This window comes from Clostridium rhizosphaerae, from assembly GCF_016765585.1.
Taxonomy (GTDB): domain Bacteria; phylum Bacillota; class Clostridia; order Clostridiales; family Clostridiaceae; genus Clostridium_AT; species Clostridium_AT rhizosphaerae.
Window position 1 is genome coordinate 209,758 of record NZ_JAESWC010000002.1, and the last position, 18,644, is coordinate 228,401.

The 18,644-nt window shown below is 30.7% G+C and carries 19 protein-coding genes and 1 tRNA gene; 1 reads left to right on the forward strand and 19 read right to left on the reverse strand.

What is annotated here, in order from left to right:
- Positions 1-38: 38 nt before the first annotated feature.
- Both JK636_RS04205 and JK636_RS04210 read right to left on the reverse strand, forming a co-directional pair.
- Positions 39-1,052, reverse strand: coding sequence for an asparaginase (locus JK636_RS04205; protein ID WP_274601590.1), 1,014 nt, complete (start codon positions 1,050-1,052; stop codon positions 39-41).
- A 127-nt stretch (positions 1,053-1,179) separates the two neighbouring features.
- Positions 1,180-1,740 (reverse strand): cob(I)yrinic acid a,c-diamide adenosyltransferase, encoded by a 561-nt coding sequence (locus JK636_RS04210; protein WP_202747592.1) that lies wholly within the window; start codon positions 1,738-1,740, stop codon positions 1,180-1,182.
- A gap of 178 nt (positions 1,741-1,918) precedes the next feature.
- On the opposite strand from JK636_RS04210, the gene JK636_RS04215 reads away from it, so the two are divergent.
- Positions 1,919-2,083: a hypothetical protein gene (locus tag JK636_RS04215; protein WP_202747593.1), complete on the forward strand. Its 165-nt coding sequence runs from the start codon at positions 1,919-1,921 to the stop codon at positions 2,081-2,083.
- Positions 2,084-2,144: 61 nt separating this feature from the next.
- Here the strand turns inward: JK636_RS04215 and JK636_RS23790 are convergent, their stop codons facing one another.
- From JK636_RS23790 to JK636_RS04295, 17 genes are all read right to left on the reverse strand, one after another.
- Entirely contained in the window at positions 2,145-2,273 is a 129-nt protein-coding gene (locus tag JK636_RS23790; protein ID WP_274601591.1) for a hypothetical protein, read from the reverse strand.
- 252 nt (positions 2,274-2,525) lie between these two features.
- A tRNA-Pro gene (locus JK636_RS04220) sits at positions 2,526-2,601 on the reverse strand.
- Positions 2,602-2,789: 188 nt separating this feature from the next.
- The gene (gene spoIVA / locus JK636_RS04225) at positions 2,790-4,268 is read right to left on the reverse strand and encodes a stage IV sporulation protein A (protein ID WP_202747594.1); all 1,479 of its coding nucleotides are present in this window, start codon (positions 4,266-4,268) and stop codon (positions 2,790-2,792) included.
- Between the two features lie 81 nt (positions 4,269-4,349).
- Positions 4,350-5,357 (reverse strand): NAD(P)H-dependent glycerol-3-phosphate dehydrogenase, encoded by a 1,008-nt coding sequence (locus JK636_RS04230; protein WP_202747595.1) that lies wholly within the window; start codon positions 5,355-5,357, stop codon positions 4,350-4,352.
- Position 5,358: 1 nt separating this feature from the next.
- Positions 5,359-6,675, reverse strand: a complete 1,317-nt coding sequence (gene der, locus JK636_RS04235; RefSeq protein WP_202747596.1) for a ribosome biogenesis GTPase Der — start codon at positions 6,673-6,675, stop codon at positions 5,359-5,361.
- The gene (locus JK636_RS04240) at positions 6,676-7,992 is read right to left on the reverse strand and encodes a DUF512 domain-containing protein (protein ID WP_202747597.1); all 1,317 of its coding nucleotides are present in this window, start codon (positions 7,990-7,992) and stop codon (positions 6,676-6,678) included.
- 135 nt (positions 7,993-8,127) lie between these two features.
- Positions 8,128-9,831: a two-component system histidine kinase PnpS gene (pnpS, locus tag JK636_RS04245; RefSeq protein ID WP_202747598.1), complete on the reverse strand. Its 1,704-nt coding sequence runs from the start codon at positions 9,829-9,831 to the stop codon at positions 8,128-8,130.
- A complete protein-coding gene (locus JK636_RS04250; protein WP_202747599.1) occupies positions 9,828-10,529 on the reverse strand; it encodes a response regulator transcription factor in 702 nt (233 codons plus the stop codon). Before JK636_RS04250 ends, pnpS begins: the two co-directional genes overlap by 4 nt.
- Before the next feature lie 15 nt (positions 10,530-10,544).
- The gene (pgeF, locus tag JK636_RS04255) at positions 10,545-11,255 is read right to left on the reverse strand and encodes a peptidoglycan editing factor PgeF (RefSeq protein WP_202747600.1); all 711 of its coding nucleotides are present in this window, start codon (positions 11,253-11,255) and stop codon (positions 10,545-10,547) included.
- 108 nt (positions 11,256-11,363) lie between these two features.
- Positions 11,364-11,819, reverse strand: coding sequence for a transcriptional regulator NrdR (gene nrdR / locus JK636_RS04260; RefSeq protein WP_202747601.1), 456 nt, complete (start codon positions 11,817-11,819; stop codon positions 11,364-11,366).
- 87 nt (positions 11,820-11,906) lie between these two features.
- Positions 11,907-12,170 (reverse strand): YlmC/YmxH family sporulation protein, encoded by a 264-nt coding sequence (locus JK636_RS04265; RefSeq protein WP_202747602.1) that lies wholly within the window; start codon positions 12,168-12,170, stop codon positions 11,907-11,909.
- Positions 12,171-12,300: 130 nt separating this feature from the next.
- Positions 12,301-13,074: an RNA polymerase sporulation sigma factor SigG gene (sigG, locus tag JK636_RS04270; protein ID WP_202747603.1), complete on the reverse strand. Its 774-nt coding sequence runs from the start codon at positions 13,072-13,074 to the stop codon at positions 12,301-12,303.
- A gap of 74 nt (positions 13,075-13,148) precedes the next feature.
- Entirely contained in the window at positions 13,149-13,856 is a 708-nt protein-coding gene (sigE, locus tag JK636_RS04275; RefSeq protein ID WP_202747604.1) for an RNA polymerase sporulation sigma factor SigE, read from the reverse strand.
- Between the two features lie 20 nt (positions 13,857-13,876).
- The gene (gene spoIIGA, locus JK636_RS04280; protein WP_202747605.1) at positions 13,877-14,680 is read right to left on the reverse strand and encodes a sigma-E processing peptidase SpoIIGA; all 804 of its coding nucleotides are present in this window, start codon (positions 14,678-14,680) and stop codon (positions 13,877-13,879) included.
- A gap of 154 nt (positions 14,681-14,834) precedes the next feature.
- Complete coding sequence (gene ftsZ, locus JK636_RS04285) at positions 14,835-15,917, reverse strand: cell division protein FtsZ (RefSeq protein WP_202747606.1); 1,083 nt, start codon at positions 15,915-15,917, stop codon at positions 14,835-14,837.
- Between the two features lie 15 nt (positions 15,918-15,932).
- Positions 15,933-17,177, reverse strand: a complete 1,245-nt coding sequence (ftsA, locus tag JK636_RS04290; RefSeq protein ID WP_202747607.1) for a cell division protein FtsA — start codon at positions 17,175-17,177, stop codon at positions 15,933-15,935.
- A 161-nt stretch (positions 17,178-17,338) separates the two neighbouring features.
- Positions 17,339-18,601, reverse strand: a complete 1,263-nt coding sequence (locus JK636_RS04295) for a glycosyltransferase family 2 protein (protein ID WP_207751715.1) — start codon at positions 18,599-18,601, stop codon at positions 17,339-17,341.
- Positions 18,602-18,644: the final 43 nt, after the last annotated feature.

Consider the following 18,644-nt stretch of genomic DNA (forward strand, 5'->3'; position numbering starts at 1 on the left):
AAAAGATTAGAATGTATATCCATTCTAATCTTTCATGATTAGTGATACTGGTAATGACCTGTTTCAAAAATATTCTTTATTTCTTTAATATTATTAGTTTTTCCAAGTGCTAGCATTAATTTTATTCTAGCCTTTTGTCCAGGAAGATTATCTCCAAATATTACTCCTAAATTTCGTAATATCTTTCCTCCACCAGGATAACCATAAGAATCAAGAACTCTGCCCTGAAAACATCTTGATACTACGATAACTGGTATATTATTTTTTATTGCTCTTTCTACGCCAGAAAGCATTTCTGGTGGAACATTTCCTCTTCCCATTGCTTCTAGGACTATTCCTTTAGTTCCTTCATTAATACAAAAGTCAATATACTTTGAATCCATACCAGCAGCACATTTTATTAAATCTACTTTTGGTTCTACTTTATCAGTAATTATATGTTGCTTTTGTAGACTATCACGATAAAATATAACTTCATTACTGTCAACTATTCCTATAGGACCAAAATTTGGGCTTCTAAATGTATCCAAACTCATGGAATTTGCTTTTGTAACTTCGCTGGCACAATTCAATTCATCATTCAAACAAACAAGAACACCTCGGTTTTTGGCTTGTTCTGAAATTGCCGTACATATGGAAGCTGCTAAATTTGCTGGTCCATCATATCCGAGTTCAGAACTATTTCTCATGGAGCCAGTAACAATAACAGGCTTTTCACTTTTAATTGTCAAATCTAACAGATAAGCAGTTTCCTCTAAAGTATCCGTTCCATGCGTTACTACAACGCCCATTATATCTTCTCTTTCTAAAAATCCTTGAATGTACTTTGATAAATCAAGCATAATTTCCGGAGTCATATGAGGGCCTGGCAGATTGGAAAAGGAATAGGATTCAACTTGAGCAAACTCTTCTATCCCTGTAACCATAGACATTATTTCTTCTCCAGTAAGTGTTGGCACTGCAGCTTGTATTCTTGGATCTACTTTCATAGATATCGTTCCACCATTAAATATTACAGCAACCTTTTTTAATACATCTGTATTGTATCCCAAGGTACTACACCTCCAAAACAAATATCATAAATGTTAATATAATTGAAATATATCTTTCATCCATAATATATTTTACAATATTTATTTCATAAAGTCACCTTGTATTTAAAAATTTCTTTAGAAGTTTTTATTTTAATATCATAGGTTCATCAGTTATTCCTTCAATATTATTTACATATCTGCTAAATGAGAAAAGGTAATCTGATAAACGATTAACATATTGATAGCTTATAGGATAAATATTATTTTCAACAGTTTTTACAAATATCCGTTCAACCCGCCTAACTACAGTTCTTATTACATGGGAAAAGACTGCAATTTCAGTGCCTGAATAATAAATGAATGAAGACATAGGCGGAGTAGAATCCACCATATAGTCTATTTCATGTTCTAAATAGTTAACTTCGTCATTGCCAATGTACTTTTCTGAAAATTCGGTAGAAACCTCTACTCCTATTAAATACAAATGATATTGTATACTTTTTAAGCTGTTATCTAAATACTCAAAGGTTTCTTTCTTAAATACATCGGCTTTACTGTTTATTATACTTCTTAAAAAGCCTATATTGGCATTAATTTCATCTATTCCACCCTGAAGTTCCATTTCAATATCTGCTTTTGAGTAAGTCTTATTAAGAAGGTTCGTTGTAAAACCTTTATCGCCTGTTTTAGTATAAATCTTATCCATACAAAATCTCCTTACTAATAATTATTATTACTATAATAATCTCATTTTTAGCTAAAAATAACAATAAAAACTTATGTGAATTCATATATATTTTAACTGATATATTTGTTTTTATTCAATTCATGCTTATGAATATATAAAGTGTTTCTGCACATCCTAACTATAGGAGGTGAATATCATGGTTGATAGACCTTTAGATAATAACGGCCAGGACTCTACAATAGAAGAAGACTCATTAAACACTATTGCTGATATATTTGCAGGTGGATATGCTGATAATTTAACTGCAAAACTAGGCGGCAACTATTCAAAAATTATAGAATTTTATGAAGACAAACTATAATATTAAGCCTGTATAAGCATTATAACTTATACAGGCTTAATATTATAATGAAGAAATTATTTTATACTTTTGGCAATCCTCTAGTTGGCTCACTTGCATCACTTTTAACTTCCAGTGTAATTGGATTAGCTCTCTTAGTATTGGTAGTTTTATTATCGTTTTTTCTTTTTTTATCTGATTTTGTTGACATAATATCACCACCTTCACAATTATACTACCCAAGCAATATAATTAATATTCATGTTAATTATAGATAAACAATACGAAAACTTAATTTACAGACAATAAAAATAGCAAATCTTCAATGCTTTTTTATTGTTTGTAAGTTTATAGTTGAAGTTGTTTATATATAACTGTCTTTAAAAATCAAAAATAACATAATACTTATCATATAAAGGCAAAAAATAAAAAAAGCCAGTGAAACGATAATTCCACAAGCTTTTGGTCTGGGTAACAAGATTTGAACTTGCGACCTCATGAACCCCATTCATGCGCGCTACCATCTGCGCCATACCCAGTCAACAGTTATATTATAGCATAGGAAGATAAAAAATCAATATAAAACAAGCATAGTTAAATATGCTTATTATTAGACAATGCAATAAAGTTCTTACATTCATAATGTCCCAAAATATCCAATCTTCAAGGGTTTTTGGGACATTATGAATGTATTAGAGCTTTTGCATTGTATATATATTGAAAAACTTTACAATATAATACAGATTAATCCACCAGTTCCTTCATTAATTATCTTCTGAAGGGTTTTTTGAAGTTTCACTTGTACATCTTCAGGCATTTTGTACAACTTACTTTGCAGCTCTTCCTTTACAAGGATTTCTAAAGGCTTTCCGAACATATTGCTCTGCCATATCTTTGACTTATCGTTTTCAAACTGTTCAAGCAATGATTTCATAAGCTCTTCACTTTGTTTTTCTGTGCCCATAATAGGTGAAATTTCTGTTTCTACATCAGCTTTTATAAAATGAAGAGACGGAGCACTAGCTTTTAGTTTTACAACGCATCTACTGCCTTGTTTTAAGAATTCTGGCTCTTCAAGCTTCATTTCAGAAAGCTGTGGAGCTACAAGTCCATAACCTGTTTCTTTAACTTCCCTCAATGCGTCTGCAACCTTATCATATTCTACTTTTGCTTTATAAAGATCCTTCATTATTACTAAAAGTTCATTTTCACCTTTAATCTCATGACCAGATACTTCGCTTAAAACTCTATAGAATAAATCATTTTTAGGATTTAAGGATACTCTAGCAGTTCCATTACCCATATTAAGTTCATTAAGGCCAGCTAAATCCAAAAATTCAATTTCTCTAAATTCATCTAAAGAACGCTTAATATCTCTAACCTTATAGATTTTATTACACATATCCTTTACTAAATTAAAGAAATTTGTCTTAAGCCAATGCTTAGTTTCAAGCTTCTCAATCCATTCAGGAATATCGATATTAATTTCAGCCACTGGGAATTCCTTAAGTACAGTTTGAAATACGTTTGCTATGTCATTTTCATTCATATTTAAAACATCCATCACTTGTACAGGAACATCGTATTTATCTTCAAGCTCCCTTTTTAAAGCTATGGTCTTAGGATCATTTACATGAGCTGAATTTAATATTACGATGAATGGCTTATTAATAGCTTTTAATTCACCAATAACTCTTTCCTCAGGATCAATGTAATCTTCTCTTGCAATATCAGTTATTGAACCATCAGTGGTTATTACTAGTCCAATTGTAGAATGATCATTAATAACTTTTTTAGTACCAATTTCAGCAGCTTCTTCAAATGGTATTTCATGGTCATACCAAGGAGTACTTACCATCTTAGCAGAATCACCTTCCGTATATCCTGATGCTCCTTTTACTATATAACCAACACAATCAACCATTCTAACCTTGAATTTTGTTCCATCTTCAAGGTTAACTTCAACAGCTTCATTTGGAACAAATTTAGGCTCAGTAGTATGAATTGTCTTACCTGATGCACTTTGAGGTAATTCGTCTTTAGCTCTTTGTTTCTTGTAGGAGTTTTCAATATTTGGAATAACCATTAAATCCATAAATCGTTTTATAAAAGATGACTTACCTGTTCTTACTGGCCCAACCACTCCAACATAAATATCCCCTTGTGTTCTTTCGGCTATGTCCTTATATATATCGAAATTTTCCAACGCATACCCTCCCAATTAATACTTATTAACACTATATATATATTGAAAGAGTAAAACATTTATTACTAAATGTATTAATTTTTATTCTATATTGTAAATTTCATCTTTCTTTTCCCTAGACATTAGCTCATAAACTCCATACTTTGGATCTTTACCTTCAAATAAAACTTGATATAATGTATCAGTTATCGGCATAGATATATTAAGTTTTTCCTTTAAAGCATGAAATGCTCTGCAAGCTTTAATACCTTCAACAACCATGCCAATTTGAGATATTGCATCTTCTACTGTAGTACCCTTACCAATCAAAATTCCTGCTCTTCTATTTCTGCTGTGCATGCTGGTACAGGTTACTATAAGATCACCAATGCCTGTGAGTCCTGAAAAAGTCTCACTCTTTCCGCCTAGTTTTGTACCAATTCGAATGATTTCGCTCATTCCTCTAGTCATTAAGGCTGCTTTAGTATTATCACCATAGCCAATACCATCGGAAATTCCAGCTGCCAAAGCAATAATGTTTTTAACAGCTCCTCCAATTTCAACACCAACAATATCTTCATTAGTATATACTCTAAACTTCTTAGTTAAGAATAAATCCTGAACTTTTTGTGCTGAATTTAAATCCTTAGAAGCTGCAACAACAGCGGTAGGAATATCTAATGCTACTTCTTCTGCATGACTAGGACCTGATAAAACAACAACCGGATTATCTGGAAGTTCTTCTTCTATAACTTCTGATATACGTTTTAAGGATTCTTCTTCTATACCTTTAGCTATACTAACAATTATTTGATTTTTATTCACGTGTTCTTTAATTTGTTTGCATAGATTCCTTATAGCATGAGAAGGTACAGATAAAACAATAAAATCACTATCTAATACACATTTAGTTAATTCAACACAGCCCGTAACATTATAAGGTACTGTTATTTTAGGCAGATACTTAATATTTTCTCTTTTATCATTAATATCATCAATTACTTGTTTATTTCTATCCCAAATTCTAACACAAAGTCCTTTTTTAGCAAGCATTATTCCCAATGCTGTTCCGAAGCTTCCGCCACCTAAGAAAGAAACATTAGCATTCATTTTATTCTTTCCTTTCTCTAAAATGAACTTTTATAGAAGTTCCTTTAAAGTCAAAGTTATTTCTTAATTGGTTAACTAGATATCTTTCATAAGAAAAATGTATAGTCTGGGTATCATTAACAAAGAAAATAAATAGTGGTGGCTTTGTTTCTGCCTGAGTAACATAATAGATTTTTAACCTTTTTAATCCAACTATTGGCGGTTCTTTCATTAATACAGCTTTATTTATAACATCATTTAATATACCTGTAGATATACGCTTTGAGTAATTAGCATAACATGCTTTAGCCTCACTTAAAACCTTATGTACTCTCTGACCAGTCTTGGCGGATATAAACAAGAAGGATGCATATTCAATAAATGCCATTTTACCTTGTAAAGTCTTTTTGTAGTTTTCCATGGTCTTATCATCTTTTTCTATTAAGTCCCACTTATTAACCACTACCATTATCGCCTTACCTTGTTCATGAGCATATCCAATAATTTTTTCATCTTGTTCAGTTACGCCCTCAGTAGCATCAATAATTAATATGCAAACGTCAGCTCTTTCTAATGCTGCTAATGTTCTAATTACACTATATCTCTCTATTTCTTCTTTAATTTTACTTTTTCTTCTAAGACCTGCAGTATCTATTAAGATAAATTTTCCTTCTTCTGTTTCTAATGTACTATCTATGGCATCTCTTGTTGTACCGGGTATATCACTAACTATTACTCTTTCTTCTCCCAAGAGTTTATTAATGAGGGATGATTTTCCAACATTAGGTTTCCCAACCATTGCTATCTTAATATATTCATCCTGTTCCTCATCATCTGTTCCACTTGGAAAATGTTCAACAATTCTATCAAGCATATCACCTAAAGCTAGACCTTGAGTAGCAGAAATTGTTATAGGCTCGCCTATTCCTAAGTTATAAAATTCAAAAGCATTATCCTCATCTTTTAAACTATCTATCTTATTTACGACAAGTACTATTGGTTTTTTGCTCTTTCTAAGCATTTGAGCAACTTCTGCATCAGCAGCAGTCAGGCCTTCTTTTCCATCGACAATAAACACTATAACATTAGCAGTATCTATTGCAATTTGGGCCTGCCTTCTCATTTGAGATAAAATTATATCTCCACTCTCAGGTTCTATACCCCCAGTATCAATAATTGTAAAATTATACTTAAGCCATTCTGCCTCCGCATAAACTCTATCCCTTGTTACACCAGGCGTATCTTCAACAATTGAAATTCTTTTACCTGCAATCTTATTAAAAAGTGTTGATTTTCCAACATTTGGACGTCCTACAAAAGCTACAATAGGTTTTCCCATTTATTTTTCCTCCTTGCCAAATTTATTTATAATCTCAATTAAATCTTCACCTGAATAGTCGACTATTAAGACTTTTCTATTAAAAGCATCTTCAATATCCTTAACAATAATATCATCAAGTAAAGTTTCTTCTCCGCTTCTCAGCATATTTCTAGGCATTATTATAAAATTACCTAGTTTTTGGTTTTTTAATTGATCAATTATATCCTTACCAGTTAAAAGTCCTGCCACAGTAATAGTTTCTCCAAAATAATTATTGATTATTTTAACAGCATCTATATTAATATTTGGATTAGCTTTCTGAATTTTGGAAGCAACAGCTTTAATTTCTTTATATGCTGATGCGCCTGTTATCATTGTAAAGGAATTTTTAATTTCCATATCAATATTAGGCAGCGTTTTATCCAAATTATTTCGCAGCAATCTAATCATACCAATTCCATCTTCTAATTGCTCAAATTCACCATAAAATTCTGTTTCAGGCACATCAAAGCCTGCTGTTACATAAAACTCATCTGATAATCTAATAAAAGGTTGACCTATAATACCTTTATATTTCTCCTGAAGCATTGAAACAGCATTAATTTCAGCTGCACTGCTTCCTTTATCATATAAGGTTACTTTAAAAAGATCTTCTCTAAACTTTGTAGCCCCTACTGGAACAACAGCTACATTCCTTACTGAAGGATACAACTTAAATAAGTCCTCTGTTGTTCTTTTCAATTCTTCGTCATTATTAATCCCAGGACAGAGTACTATCTGACAGTTAATATCTATACCTGCAGAAGCAAGCTTTTGCAATCTTTCATATACGTTGCCTGCAAATCTATTATTCAGCATCTTTACTCTTAATTCCGGATTAGTAGTATGCACAGAAACATTAATAGGACTTATTCGATACCTAATAATTCTATCTATATCTTCATCTTTCATATTGGTCAATGTTACAAAATTACCTTGTAAAAAAGATAACCTTGAATCATCATCCTTGAAATATAAAGTTTTTCTCATTCCTTTTGGAAGCTGATCGATAAAGCAAAATACACATTTATTTGAACAGCTTCTAGCACTATCTAAAATTGAATTTTCAAATTCTACTCCTAAGTCCTCTTCGTAGTCTTTTTCTACTTCTAAGCACCAATGTTCTCCGTCTCTTTTTTCTATTTCAATTTCCACATATTCATCAGCCATGAGAAATTTATAATCAATTATATCTTTTACTTCAGTATCATTTATACTTATTAGTTTATCTCCAATTTCTATTTCCAATTCTTCTGCAATACTATTAGGTTTGACTTTTACTATAGTATTTTTCATATTTTCACTCCCAATTTTGTATTGTATTCATTAAGTTATAATACATGAACTGAAAACTTTAGTCAATGTAAAACTGCTATTATGGACATAAAGTGCTTTTATTTCCCAAAAAAGTCAAAGGAGATAGATGTGCATCTATCTCTTTATTGGTATTCTAATTACAAACTTAGTTCCTTTTCCTATTTGACTTTGCACCTCAATTTTACCATTAAGACTTAAGACAATATGTTTAACAATTGCCAAGCCCAGTCCTGTTCCTCCCTGAGCTCTTGATCTTGCCTTATCAATTCTATAAAACCTTTCAAATATTCTGTCCAAATGTTCTTTTGACATTCCAACGCCTGTATCCTCTACATATAAAGTACATATATTATTAGTATTTTCAAAACCTATATATACAGTTGCATTCTCTTCAGAATATTTAATAGAATTGTCAACTAAATTAATTAGCATTTGTTTAAATCTATCTCTATCAGCTTCTATTATACAATCATTTTGAGTAACTATATTAATCTTAATATTCTTAAGATCTGCAGTGTTTTTCATAAGATTATATACATCCTCAATAATTTCAGCAACACTTATAGCTTCATTTTTTGTCTCCTTGTGCTGCTCTATATAGGATAATGTTAAAATATCATTAATCAATCTCGTTAATCTATCAGCCTCATCATTTATTATATCTAAAAACTTTTCTTTTTTTTCTTTATCTTCAACAAATTTTAAGGTTTCCGCAAAACCTTTAATAGAGGTTAAAGGAGTTTTCAATTCATGAGATACATTAGCAACAAATTGTGATCTCATATTCTCAAGTCTTTTTATATCTGTTATATCTTGTACTACTGCCACATTGCCAATTAATTCAGTTTCACCGATAATTTCAGCAGTTCTAACCCTTAAATCACGTTCTTTAGGCCAAAATAGTTTTATTTCATTGTATTCTTCTGAATTATTCTTAAATACATTTTCAAGTTCATAATCTCGAATAATATCCATTAAATTTTGACCTATAATATCTTTTTCTATGCCAAATATTTCTTTGGCGTATGGATTTATCATAATTATTTTATAATTCTTATCTATTGCAATTACACCGCTATCCATGCTCCTCAAAATTGCTTCAAGTCTATTTTGTCTGTTAGTAAGCTCTTTCAGCGTGGTTTGAAGCTTATCGGCCATATTATTAAAGGCTCTCCCTAAATCTCCAATTTCATTATCCTCTAAAACTTTAACCCTTTCACACAGTTCTCCATTCGCTACTCTGGAAGTTATGGCCTGAAGCGCTTTAATAGGTCTTACCATTGCTTGAGAAAGTTTTGATGATACTATTGCAGCAGCAATTAATACCGCTATCAGTGTTATTAAATAATATTGTATATATTTGCTTTCAAAACTGTTTATAATAGCAATGGGCATTGAACTTCTTATAATATAACCATCACCAAAACTTGTAGCTACATACAGCATATTCTTATTTATTGAGTGGCTATATCTTATAGATGAACCTACCCCGTTAAGCCTAGCATCAATAACTTCAGATCTGCTGTTATGATTATCCATGGACTCCTTATCTGCTACAGAATCAAAAATTACATTACCCTGTTTATCAATATATGTAACTCTCATTTCTATATTACTTAAGTTTTTTTTAAAAAAAGTATCTTTATCTACTATATTATTAGTTTCTATAATACTTATAATAAATTGATTATTTTCTTTTAAATTACGTATAATATTTTGATTATACTGGTTATTTATTATACCAATAAAAAATAATGTTAAGATAACAACACTTATTGTTAAAACACCCAGTATAGATATCATTAGTCTTTTCTTCATGCTAATTCTCCATAATTAAATCTATATCCTACACCTCTAATTGTTTCTATATATCTAGGAGCTTTATCATCTTCCTCAATTTTTTGTCTTAAATGCCTTATATGAACATCAACTGTTCTTGTTTCACCAATATACTCATACCCCCACACTTTATCTAAAAGAAATTCTCTAGTTATTACTCTTCCTTTATTTTTTATTAGTATTTCTAATACTTCAAATTCTTTTAAAGTCAACTCAATTCTTTTACTTTCTTTTGTAACTTCATGTTTCTCAAAATCTACAACAACATTATCAAATTTATAAGCTTTATCCAAGGGCTGCAGAGTTGTACGTCTTAATACTGCTTTAACTCGTGCCAACAGTTCTCTAATAGAAAAAGGCTTTGTCATATAGTCATCAGCACCTAATTCTAAACCAAGTATCTTATCCAGCTCCTCGCTTTTAGCAGTAATCATAATAATTGGTATGTTAGATATATTATTATCTTTTCTGATTTCTTTACACACATCATATCCGTCAATACCTGGAAGCATAACATCTAACAGAATCAAATCAAAATCATCTTCTTTTATAATTTTCAGAGCTTCTGCACCATCGCCGCAACAGATAACCTTGTAACCGCTATTTTCTAAATTAAACTTAATAAGTTCCTGAATATGTTCTTCATCATCAACAGCTAGAATTTTATATTGAGCCATTTGTATTCCTCCCTCTTAAATCAGATAAACAAAAGAAAACATTCTCCCTGCCTGTTCTCTTTCTTTTCTATATGAATGTAAAGATATATTCTCATCACAAAAGGTGCATATTTTTAAAGAATTTATGTTTTCTTTTAATACTCCAATTGATAACAGCTGCGTAATTATACATTTTTCTAAATTCAATTTGTTATTTATTATTATTTTTTCGTCTTTAAATAACTCATAGTTATTGAATAAAGCAGCTAAATCTTCTCCTATTTCATAGCAGCACTCTCTATTATGAGGGCCAATATAAACCACTAAATCTTTAGCAAAAGAATTATAGTCTTTCTCCATTTTGATGATAGTATTTATTACAATACCACCAATAGTTCCTTTCCATCCGCTATGTACCGCTGCCACCACATTCTTCTTTTTATCATATATTAAAATAGGAACACAATCAGCCGTAAATACACCTATTGCAACTTTATGTTCATTTGTAATAAGAGCATCTCCTTCATAAACTTTTCCGTCATAGTCATAAACCAGATTACTGTGTATTTGATTTAAATAGCCTATATTGCTTACATTGAACCATTCTTTTAAACTTAAAAGATTATCATTACCACACTTCTTTTTTATATTAAAATTCAAATTTTCTTTTGCAGTAGAAAATACAAATTTTGCATCATTACATGAGGTTGTAATAAAATCATAATTTTTTATAAGTATATGTTCCACTAATTATACTCCTCTCCATTATTTTATCATTATTTTATCTGGTTTCAAATTTTTGCTATTCATTTAACTAGAATTTAACATACAAAAAAATGCCCTAAGGGCATTCTACTATTTATTTATCATAAGACTTTTTAATTCTTCCATAAAAGTATTTATATCTTTAAATTGTCTATAAACAGATGCGAATCTTACATACGCTATCTCATCAACCTTTTTCAAACTTTCCATTATCATTTCACCTATATACTCGGATCTTACTTCTGTAAGCATTTGATTGCTCAGTTGTTTCTCTATATCGCTTGCTATTGTTTCAATCTGCATACGTGAAACGGGACGTTTCTGACAAGCCTTTAATAATCCATTAATTATTTTGGACTTATCAAAGTATTCTCTGCTCATGTCTTTCTTAATAACCAGGATTGGAATATCTTCTATTTTCTCATATGTTGTATATCTTTTGCTGCAGCTTAGACATTCCCGTCTTCTCCTTATTGCCATATCATCTTCTGTGGACCTAGAATCCACAACTTTACTTTCTTCATATCCACAGTATGGACATTTCACTTTCTCCACATCCTTTGTACAATATTATCTATTTTATAGATATTAAAGGTTATATATAAATATTATACACATTTATTATAATAATTTCTACATCTTATTATTTATAACTAAGCCATTACCATCAATAAGAATAACATCTAAACCTATTTTCAGTACTTTGCTCCAAGGAATTTCAATAGTATCATTTTTCCCAAACCAGGAAACCTTTTGATTTGGCAATAGTATAGATAATATCCTATATTCATCACAATCAATTTTCAAATCTTTTATAAATCCAAGCTTAGACCCAGTGGAAATATCAATTACCTCCATAGATCTTAAGTTTGCTATTGAATACAACGAATCTTCCATTTTTTTCACCTCGTTTTAAATAAATTCTTTTATTATTTTTCAAACCTTTTTTACAAGTTTGTCCAATCTTAATATAATTTATATTCATATATCCATTAATATATGATAAAAAAAGAGCCTAGCGGCTCTTTTACACATACTTTCTCATATGTCTTAAAGCTGTTTTCTCTAATCTAGATACTTGAGCTTGGGATATCCCAATTTCATCTGCTACTTCCATCTGAGTTCTTCCATCGAAAAATCTTAAGGTAAGTATTAATTTTTCTCTATCATTCAACTTTTTCATTGCTTCTTTAATAGATATATTTTCAAGCCAACTGTCATCTAAATTTTTATTATCACTAATCTGATCCATTACATAAATCGCATCTCCGCCATCATGATATATTGGTTCAAAAAGCGATACAGGATCTTGAATTGCATCTAATGCAAATACTACTTCCTCCCTTGGAACTTTTAATTCTTTAGCAATTTGTGATATAGTTGGTTCTTTATTGTTTTCACTTATTAATTTATCTCTCACCTGTAATGCCCTATATGCAATGTCTCTTAGAGATCTACTAACTCTTATTGAATTATTGTCCCTTAAATATCGTCTTATTTCTCCAATTATCATTGGAACAGCATATGTAGAAAACTTTACATTTTGTGTCAGGTCGAAATTGTCAATAGCCTTGATTAAGCCTATACAGCCAACTTGAAATAAATCATCTACATTCTCTCCTCTATTATTGAATCTTTGAATAACACTTAATACTAGTCTTAAGTTTCCTCTTATGAATTTTTCTCTCGATTCTTCATCCCTATCTTTCATCTTAAATAGAAGCTGTCTCATTTCACTTTCTTTTAAAACTGGTAATTTAGCGGTATTAACACCACATATTTCGACTTTGTTAATCATCATCCTGTCATCAGCCCCTTTTAAATAATAGCATTAAAATTATTTCCCAAGGGGCGTTTTTTTATACTAAAGACAACCTATATCATTTTATTTATTTCTTTTTTTAATCTTTTTATTATTCTCTTTTCTAATCTAGATATGTATGATTGTGATATTCCGAGCATATCTGCAACTTCTTTTTGTGTTTTCTCGTTATCCCCATTTAGTCCAAATCTTAATTGAACAATTTCTTTTTCTCTATTATTGAGTTTTTTCATAGCTACGACTAGAAGTTGTTTGTCAACTTCGTCTTCTATCAAATTATAAACTGAGTCGTTTTCTGTACCTAGTATATCTGAAAGAAGTAATTCATTACCATCCCAATCAATGTTGAGAGGCTCATAAAAGGATATTTCTGCCTTAACCTTGCTATTTCTTCTAAGATACATCAATATTTCATTTTCTATGCATCTTGAACCATAGGTAGCAAGTTTAATCTTTTTAGTTGGATCAAAGGTGTTTACAGCTTTAATTAACCCAATAGTTCCAACAGAAATCAAGTCCTCTACATTAACCCCAGTATTTTCAAATTTTCGTGCTATATAAACAACCAATCTTAAGTTTCTTTCTATCAAAATTGATCTTATACTTTCATCACCTTCTGTAAGCCTGGCTACTAAATCCTCTTCCTCCTCTTTACTTAGCGGTGGTGGTAAAGCATCATTTCCACCGATATAATATAATTTTCTTATACCAAATCTAAATTTAATTAATAGTCTGTTTAATATTACCTTTAAGTTTAACATATTTATCCCCCTCATAAAGACTAAATTATTCCTCTTGATAGAAGTGCTTGGTAATCATCTAAATCGCTTAGTTTATTTTCGCAAAACGCTATTATTACCTCTTTTCTCGTCACTTTATCTTTAAAATACACATTTACATACTCCGGTTTAAAGCCAACTAAATTTCCTACACTCCCATCTATGATTTTATAAGGAATATAAAGTTTATCTTTATCTTCAATATTAAAATCCTCAATATATTTATTTTCAAGAATCAAAACCGGAAGATTTGTTGCAGGCTCTCTAAGCTCATTTCCCGTATCTAAAAATGCAGAGAAAGTTTTACAAATGTTATTGTTTTTTATATCTACCTTATAAATTAATGTACTAATGTCCTTCCTATCTTTAATATAAATAATTAATCTATTAATTAAGAGATAACAGACAATGAATGCTAACATAAGCTTCTTATAAGTAAAATTTATTTTTAATGAACTGAGATTAGAAAGTGTATTACTGGTATTTAACTCAATAAAGAAGCAAAAACCCTCTAGCAGCATGGAATAAAGTATAAATATGACTGAGGCCTTTAGTATTAAAATTAAATCTTTAAATTTGTAAAGAATTGAAATCATTATTAAAACAACAAGTATTTTGAAGGGTAACAAAGTTAGCAATTTTAGTTTTGGAAATATTAAAGTAACTACATATATACCTCCGATAATAGATGATAATATTAATTTTTTAGGTTTAATTCTAATCCTAATAGTTTGAGTGGTAATATATAAAAGAAAATAATCTATAATAGCATTCTCTAAAATCAATACATCTAAGTTTACTACCATATGCCCCCCTCCTTTAAACTTATTATATATCTATTTATTTCAAAATTTTGTCATTTTATATCACGGCTTATTATTTTTTAAATCAAAAATATGCCAAATTACATCACATTTAAACCAAAAATATTTAAAAATAAAAAAAGTGCCATAGGCACTTTTATCTTTTAGAAGACCTTCTTAAGAAAGCAGGTATTTCCAAATCTGTTTCATCATATTTTTCTTTTTCTAAAGTGAATGCAGCTTCGTTTTTCGGATTAGCAGTTTTGGTAACCTTAGCTTCGGATTTTTCATTTTCAAATCCGGTTGCTATTACTGTAATTCTGATTTCATCCTTTAAATTTTCATCAATAACTGCACCAACAATTATATTAGCGTCAGGATCAGCCGCTTGTTGTACTATTTCAGCTGCCTCGTTCATTTCAATTAAGGAAAAGTCTTGTCCACCTGTTATATTTAGCAGTACACCTGTTGCTCCTACAATAGAAGTTTCAAGCAAAGGACTAGATATAGCTTGTTTAGCTGCGTCTTGTGCACGACTATCACCACGGCCTTCTCCTGTACCCATATGTGCTAAACCTTTGTCAATCATTATTGTCTTAACATCGGCAAAGTCTAAGTTTACAAGTCCTGGAATTGTTATAAGGTCTGAAATACCCTGCACACCTTGTCTTAAAACATCATCAGCTAACCTGAAAGATTCTACTAAAGGTGTTTTTTTATCAACAATGCTCAAGAGTCTTTCATTAGGTATTGTTACAAGTGTATCAACCCTATCCTTTAAATTTTTAATTCCAAGCTCTGCATTAAGCATTCTTTTTCTTCCCTCAAATGGAAATGGCTTAGTAACAACTCCTACAGTTAAAATTCCCATGGATTTTGCTATCTCAGCTATAACTGGAGCAGCACCTGTACCTGTACCTCCGCCCATACCAGCAGTTATAAATACCATATCTGCACCCTTTATAGCTTGGGCAATTTCATCCTTGCTTTCTTCGGCAGCTTTCATACCAATTTCCGGATTAGCGCCGGCTCCTAATCCTTTTGTCAGCTTATCACCAATTTGTATTTTTTGAGATGCTTGTGACAGCATCAATGCCTGTTTATCAGTATTTACAACTATAAACTCAACATTTTTAAGTCCACCTTTAATCATTCTGTTTACGGCGTTATTACCTCCTCCACCGCAACCTATAACTTTAATCTGCGCAAATTGTTGAATTTCAACATCAAAATCTAGCACAATAATACCTCCCTATTAGAAAAAATCTGCTAAAAATCCTTTGATTTTTGATAATACTCCTTTATCTTCCGAATAACTTTTCTCTTCGAAAGAACCCTTTTTCTTTGTGTTATAGATACCCTTACTATTGTTAGGAGACTCACTAAAATGAGCAGTATTAACTACATCTTTTATTATTCCTATGGATGTGTTATGAATCGGAGTTGAGGCACCAACATATTCCGGTGTTCCTATTCTTACAGGTTTATCAAATATTTGTCTAGCAAAATCACAAATACCATCAAATAATGCTATTCCGCCACCGACAATTACAATTCCGGAAACAGCTTCATTAAAACCACTGTTTTTCAGTTTATAATCGATGATTTGTAAGAATTCTTCAACTCTGGCTTCAATAATTTGTTTTAATATTGATACATCGACACTAATGCTATCATATGTCTTAACACTCTCAGCATCAAAACTATCAAGCAATACTAAGTTTCCATACTTAATTTTTAATTTTTCAGCCTCAGAAAATGGTATTTTTAAACAAATAGATATATCATTAGTTATTGTATTACCACCAAGAGGAACTGTTTCTGTGAATATTATATCATTCTTTTTATGAATAGAAATATCTATTTTTTCAGAGCCAATATCTATAAGTGCTGTTCCCATATTTATTTCATCCTTTTTCATTGAAGCCTTTGATACAGCTAACGGTTCAAGAACTATACCATTAACATTAATTCCTGCTTTATTAACACTTTTAATCAAGTTTGCAACTATAGTTGTTTGTGCTAAAATTATATGTGCATCCACTTCAAGCTTCATACCTGACATTCCTATAGGATCCTTTATATTATCATAACTGTCAATAATGTATTGCCTAGGTATTACACCAATTATTTCCTCACCAGATGGTATTGATACAATTTTCGCGGCATTTAAAACTCTTTGAACATCTCTCTTAGTTATCTCTCTATCCTCTGAAGATATTGCTACAACACCATTGTTTGGTATCAGCTTACAAATTCCACCAGGAAGTGATATATATGCATTTTCAATAGAAATATCAAGCATTCCAGATAGTTGTTCAATAGAATTTCTTATAGCTTCAGAAGTGCTATCAATATCAACTACGACTCCCTTTTTCAAACCACTACACTTGACAGATGTAACTCCTGATATTTGAAGTCTGCCTTGTTTATCTAATTTTCCGGCAGCGCTACATATTTTAGAAGATCCGATATCGATTCCCACTATGTATTCATCCATTAAGTCCTTTCCCCCCTTACAAGAGAACCCTAACTTATATATTCAACAAGAATTCCGTTTTTCCTCTTAATTTTTTGTTTTTTTATAATATTTTCTTATTTTTTATTTTTAATGAGTAAATATAAAAAAAGATAGCTGTATAAAGCTATCTTCTTTTATATTTAGTTTACTTTTTCTAATTCAGAAATATTAACGCTTCGAGTATGAACTGTATGGCTCCACTCCTTATTATTCTTATCTAATATTCCCTGAACAGATATAGGAATCCATGTTAATGTATAAATAGGGAATATTAAATAGTATAGGAAAACTCTAAAAGTAAGTTTTTTATCCATTATTAACAATATAGGAGTATATATAAATTGTAATACTGAAACTATAATAATAACTACAGTCATTGTATCAATACTTGCAGAATTAAAAACTGAATGTAAAGCACTTGATAAACTTTGTATCTTAAATAAAGAATCAATTTTGTTAAAGAAATCAACAAGAAGCGCAACACCTAATAATACGGTAATAATAGGTTGAATACTATACAATGCACAGTCCAATGCGCTAAAATTTAATTCTTTTATTGCTTTTTTTACAAGTTTGAAAAAGTATCTTTCTGCTACATCAGCATATCCTTGCATCCATCTTTTTCTTTGCCACCAAGATTGTGCTAAAGTAAGAGGTTTTTCGTCATAAACAACTGCGTCATGAGCCCATCCTACTTTTTTTCCATTAAGAACTAATTTACAGGTAAACTCCAAATCCTCAGTTAAGCAGGTTGCTCCCCAGCCCAACTCCTTCAAAATTTCAGTATCTATGCAGCATCCTGTACCTCCAAGTTGATTTGAAAGGCCTAAATTTCTTCTAGATAATTGAAACATTCTGTTAGAAGTCCAAAAAGCAACTGAGTATGCGCCAGTTATCCAAGTATCGTGAGGATTTTTGCTATCAAGATATCCTTGAACAACCTTAAAGCCTTCTAATAACTTTTTATTCATCTCTCTTAAAAAATTTCTTGATGCTAGATTATCAGCATCAAAAATAACGACAGCATCATATTTTTTATCCATTTTAAATATTTTATCAAACATCCACTCTAAGGCAAAACCCTTACCACGTTTTGTTTTGCTGGATCTTTCATGAACAATTGCACCAGCAGCTCTTCCCTTAGCAGCAGTCTTGTCTGTACAATTATCAGCAATTATAAATATATCATACAGTTCCTTAGGATAATCTAATCTTTTCAAACTATGGATAATATCTTGGATTACCTTTTCCTCGTTATGTGCTGCAACTATTAATGCAAAGCTTTTTTTAGGCTCTACATCTTCTGATTCTTTTTTTCTATAAAGACCAAAAAAAGAAATGCATAAATAATACATTGAAATAATAAATATTAACTTACTCAAAATCAGGAGAAGAGTCTCCATTATTGATTTTATAATATCCAATATCAATCCCCCCTAGTTCACA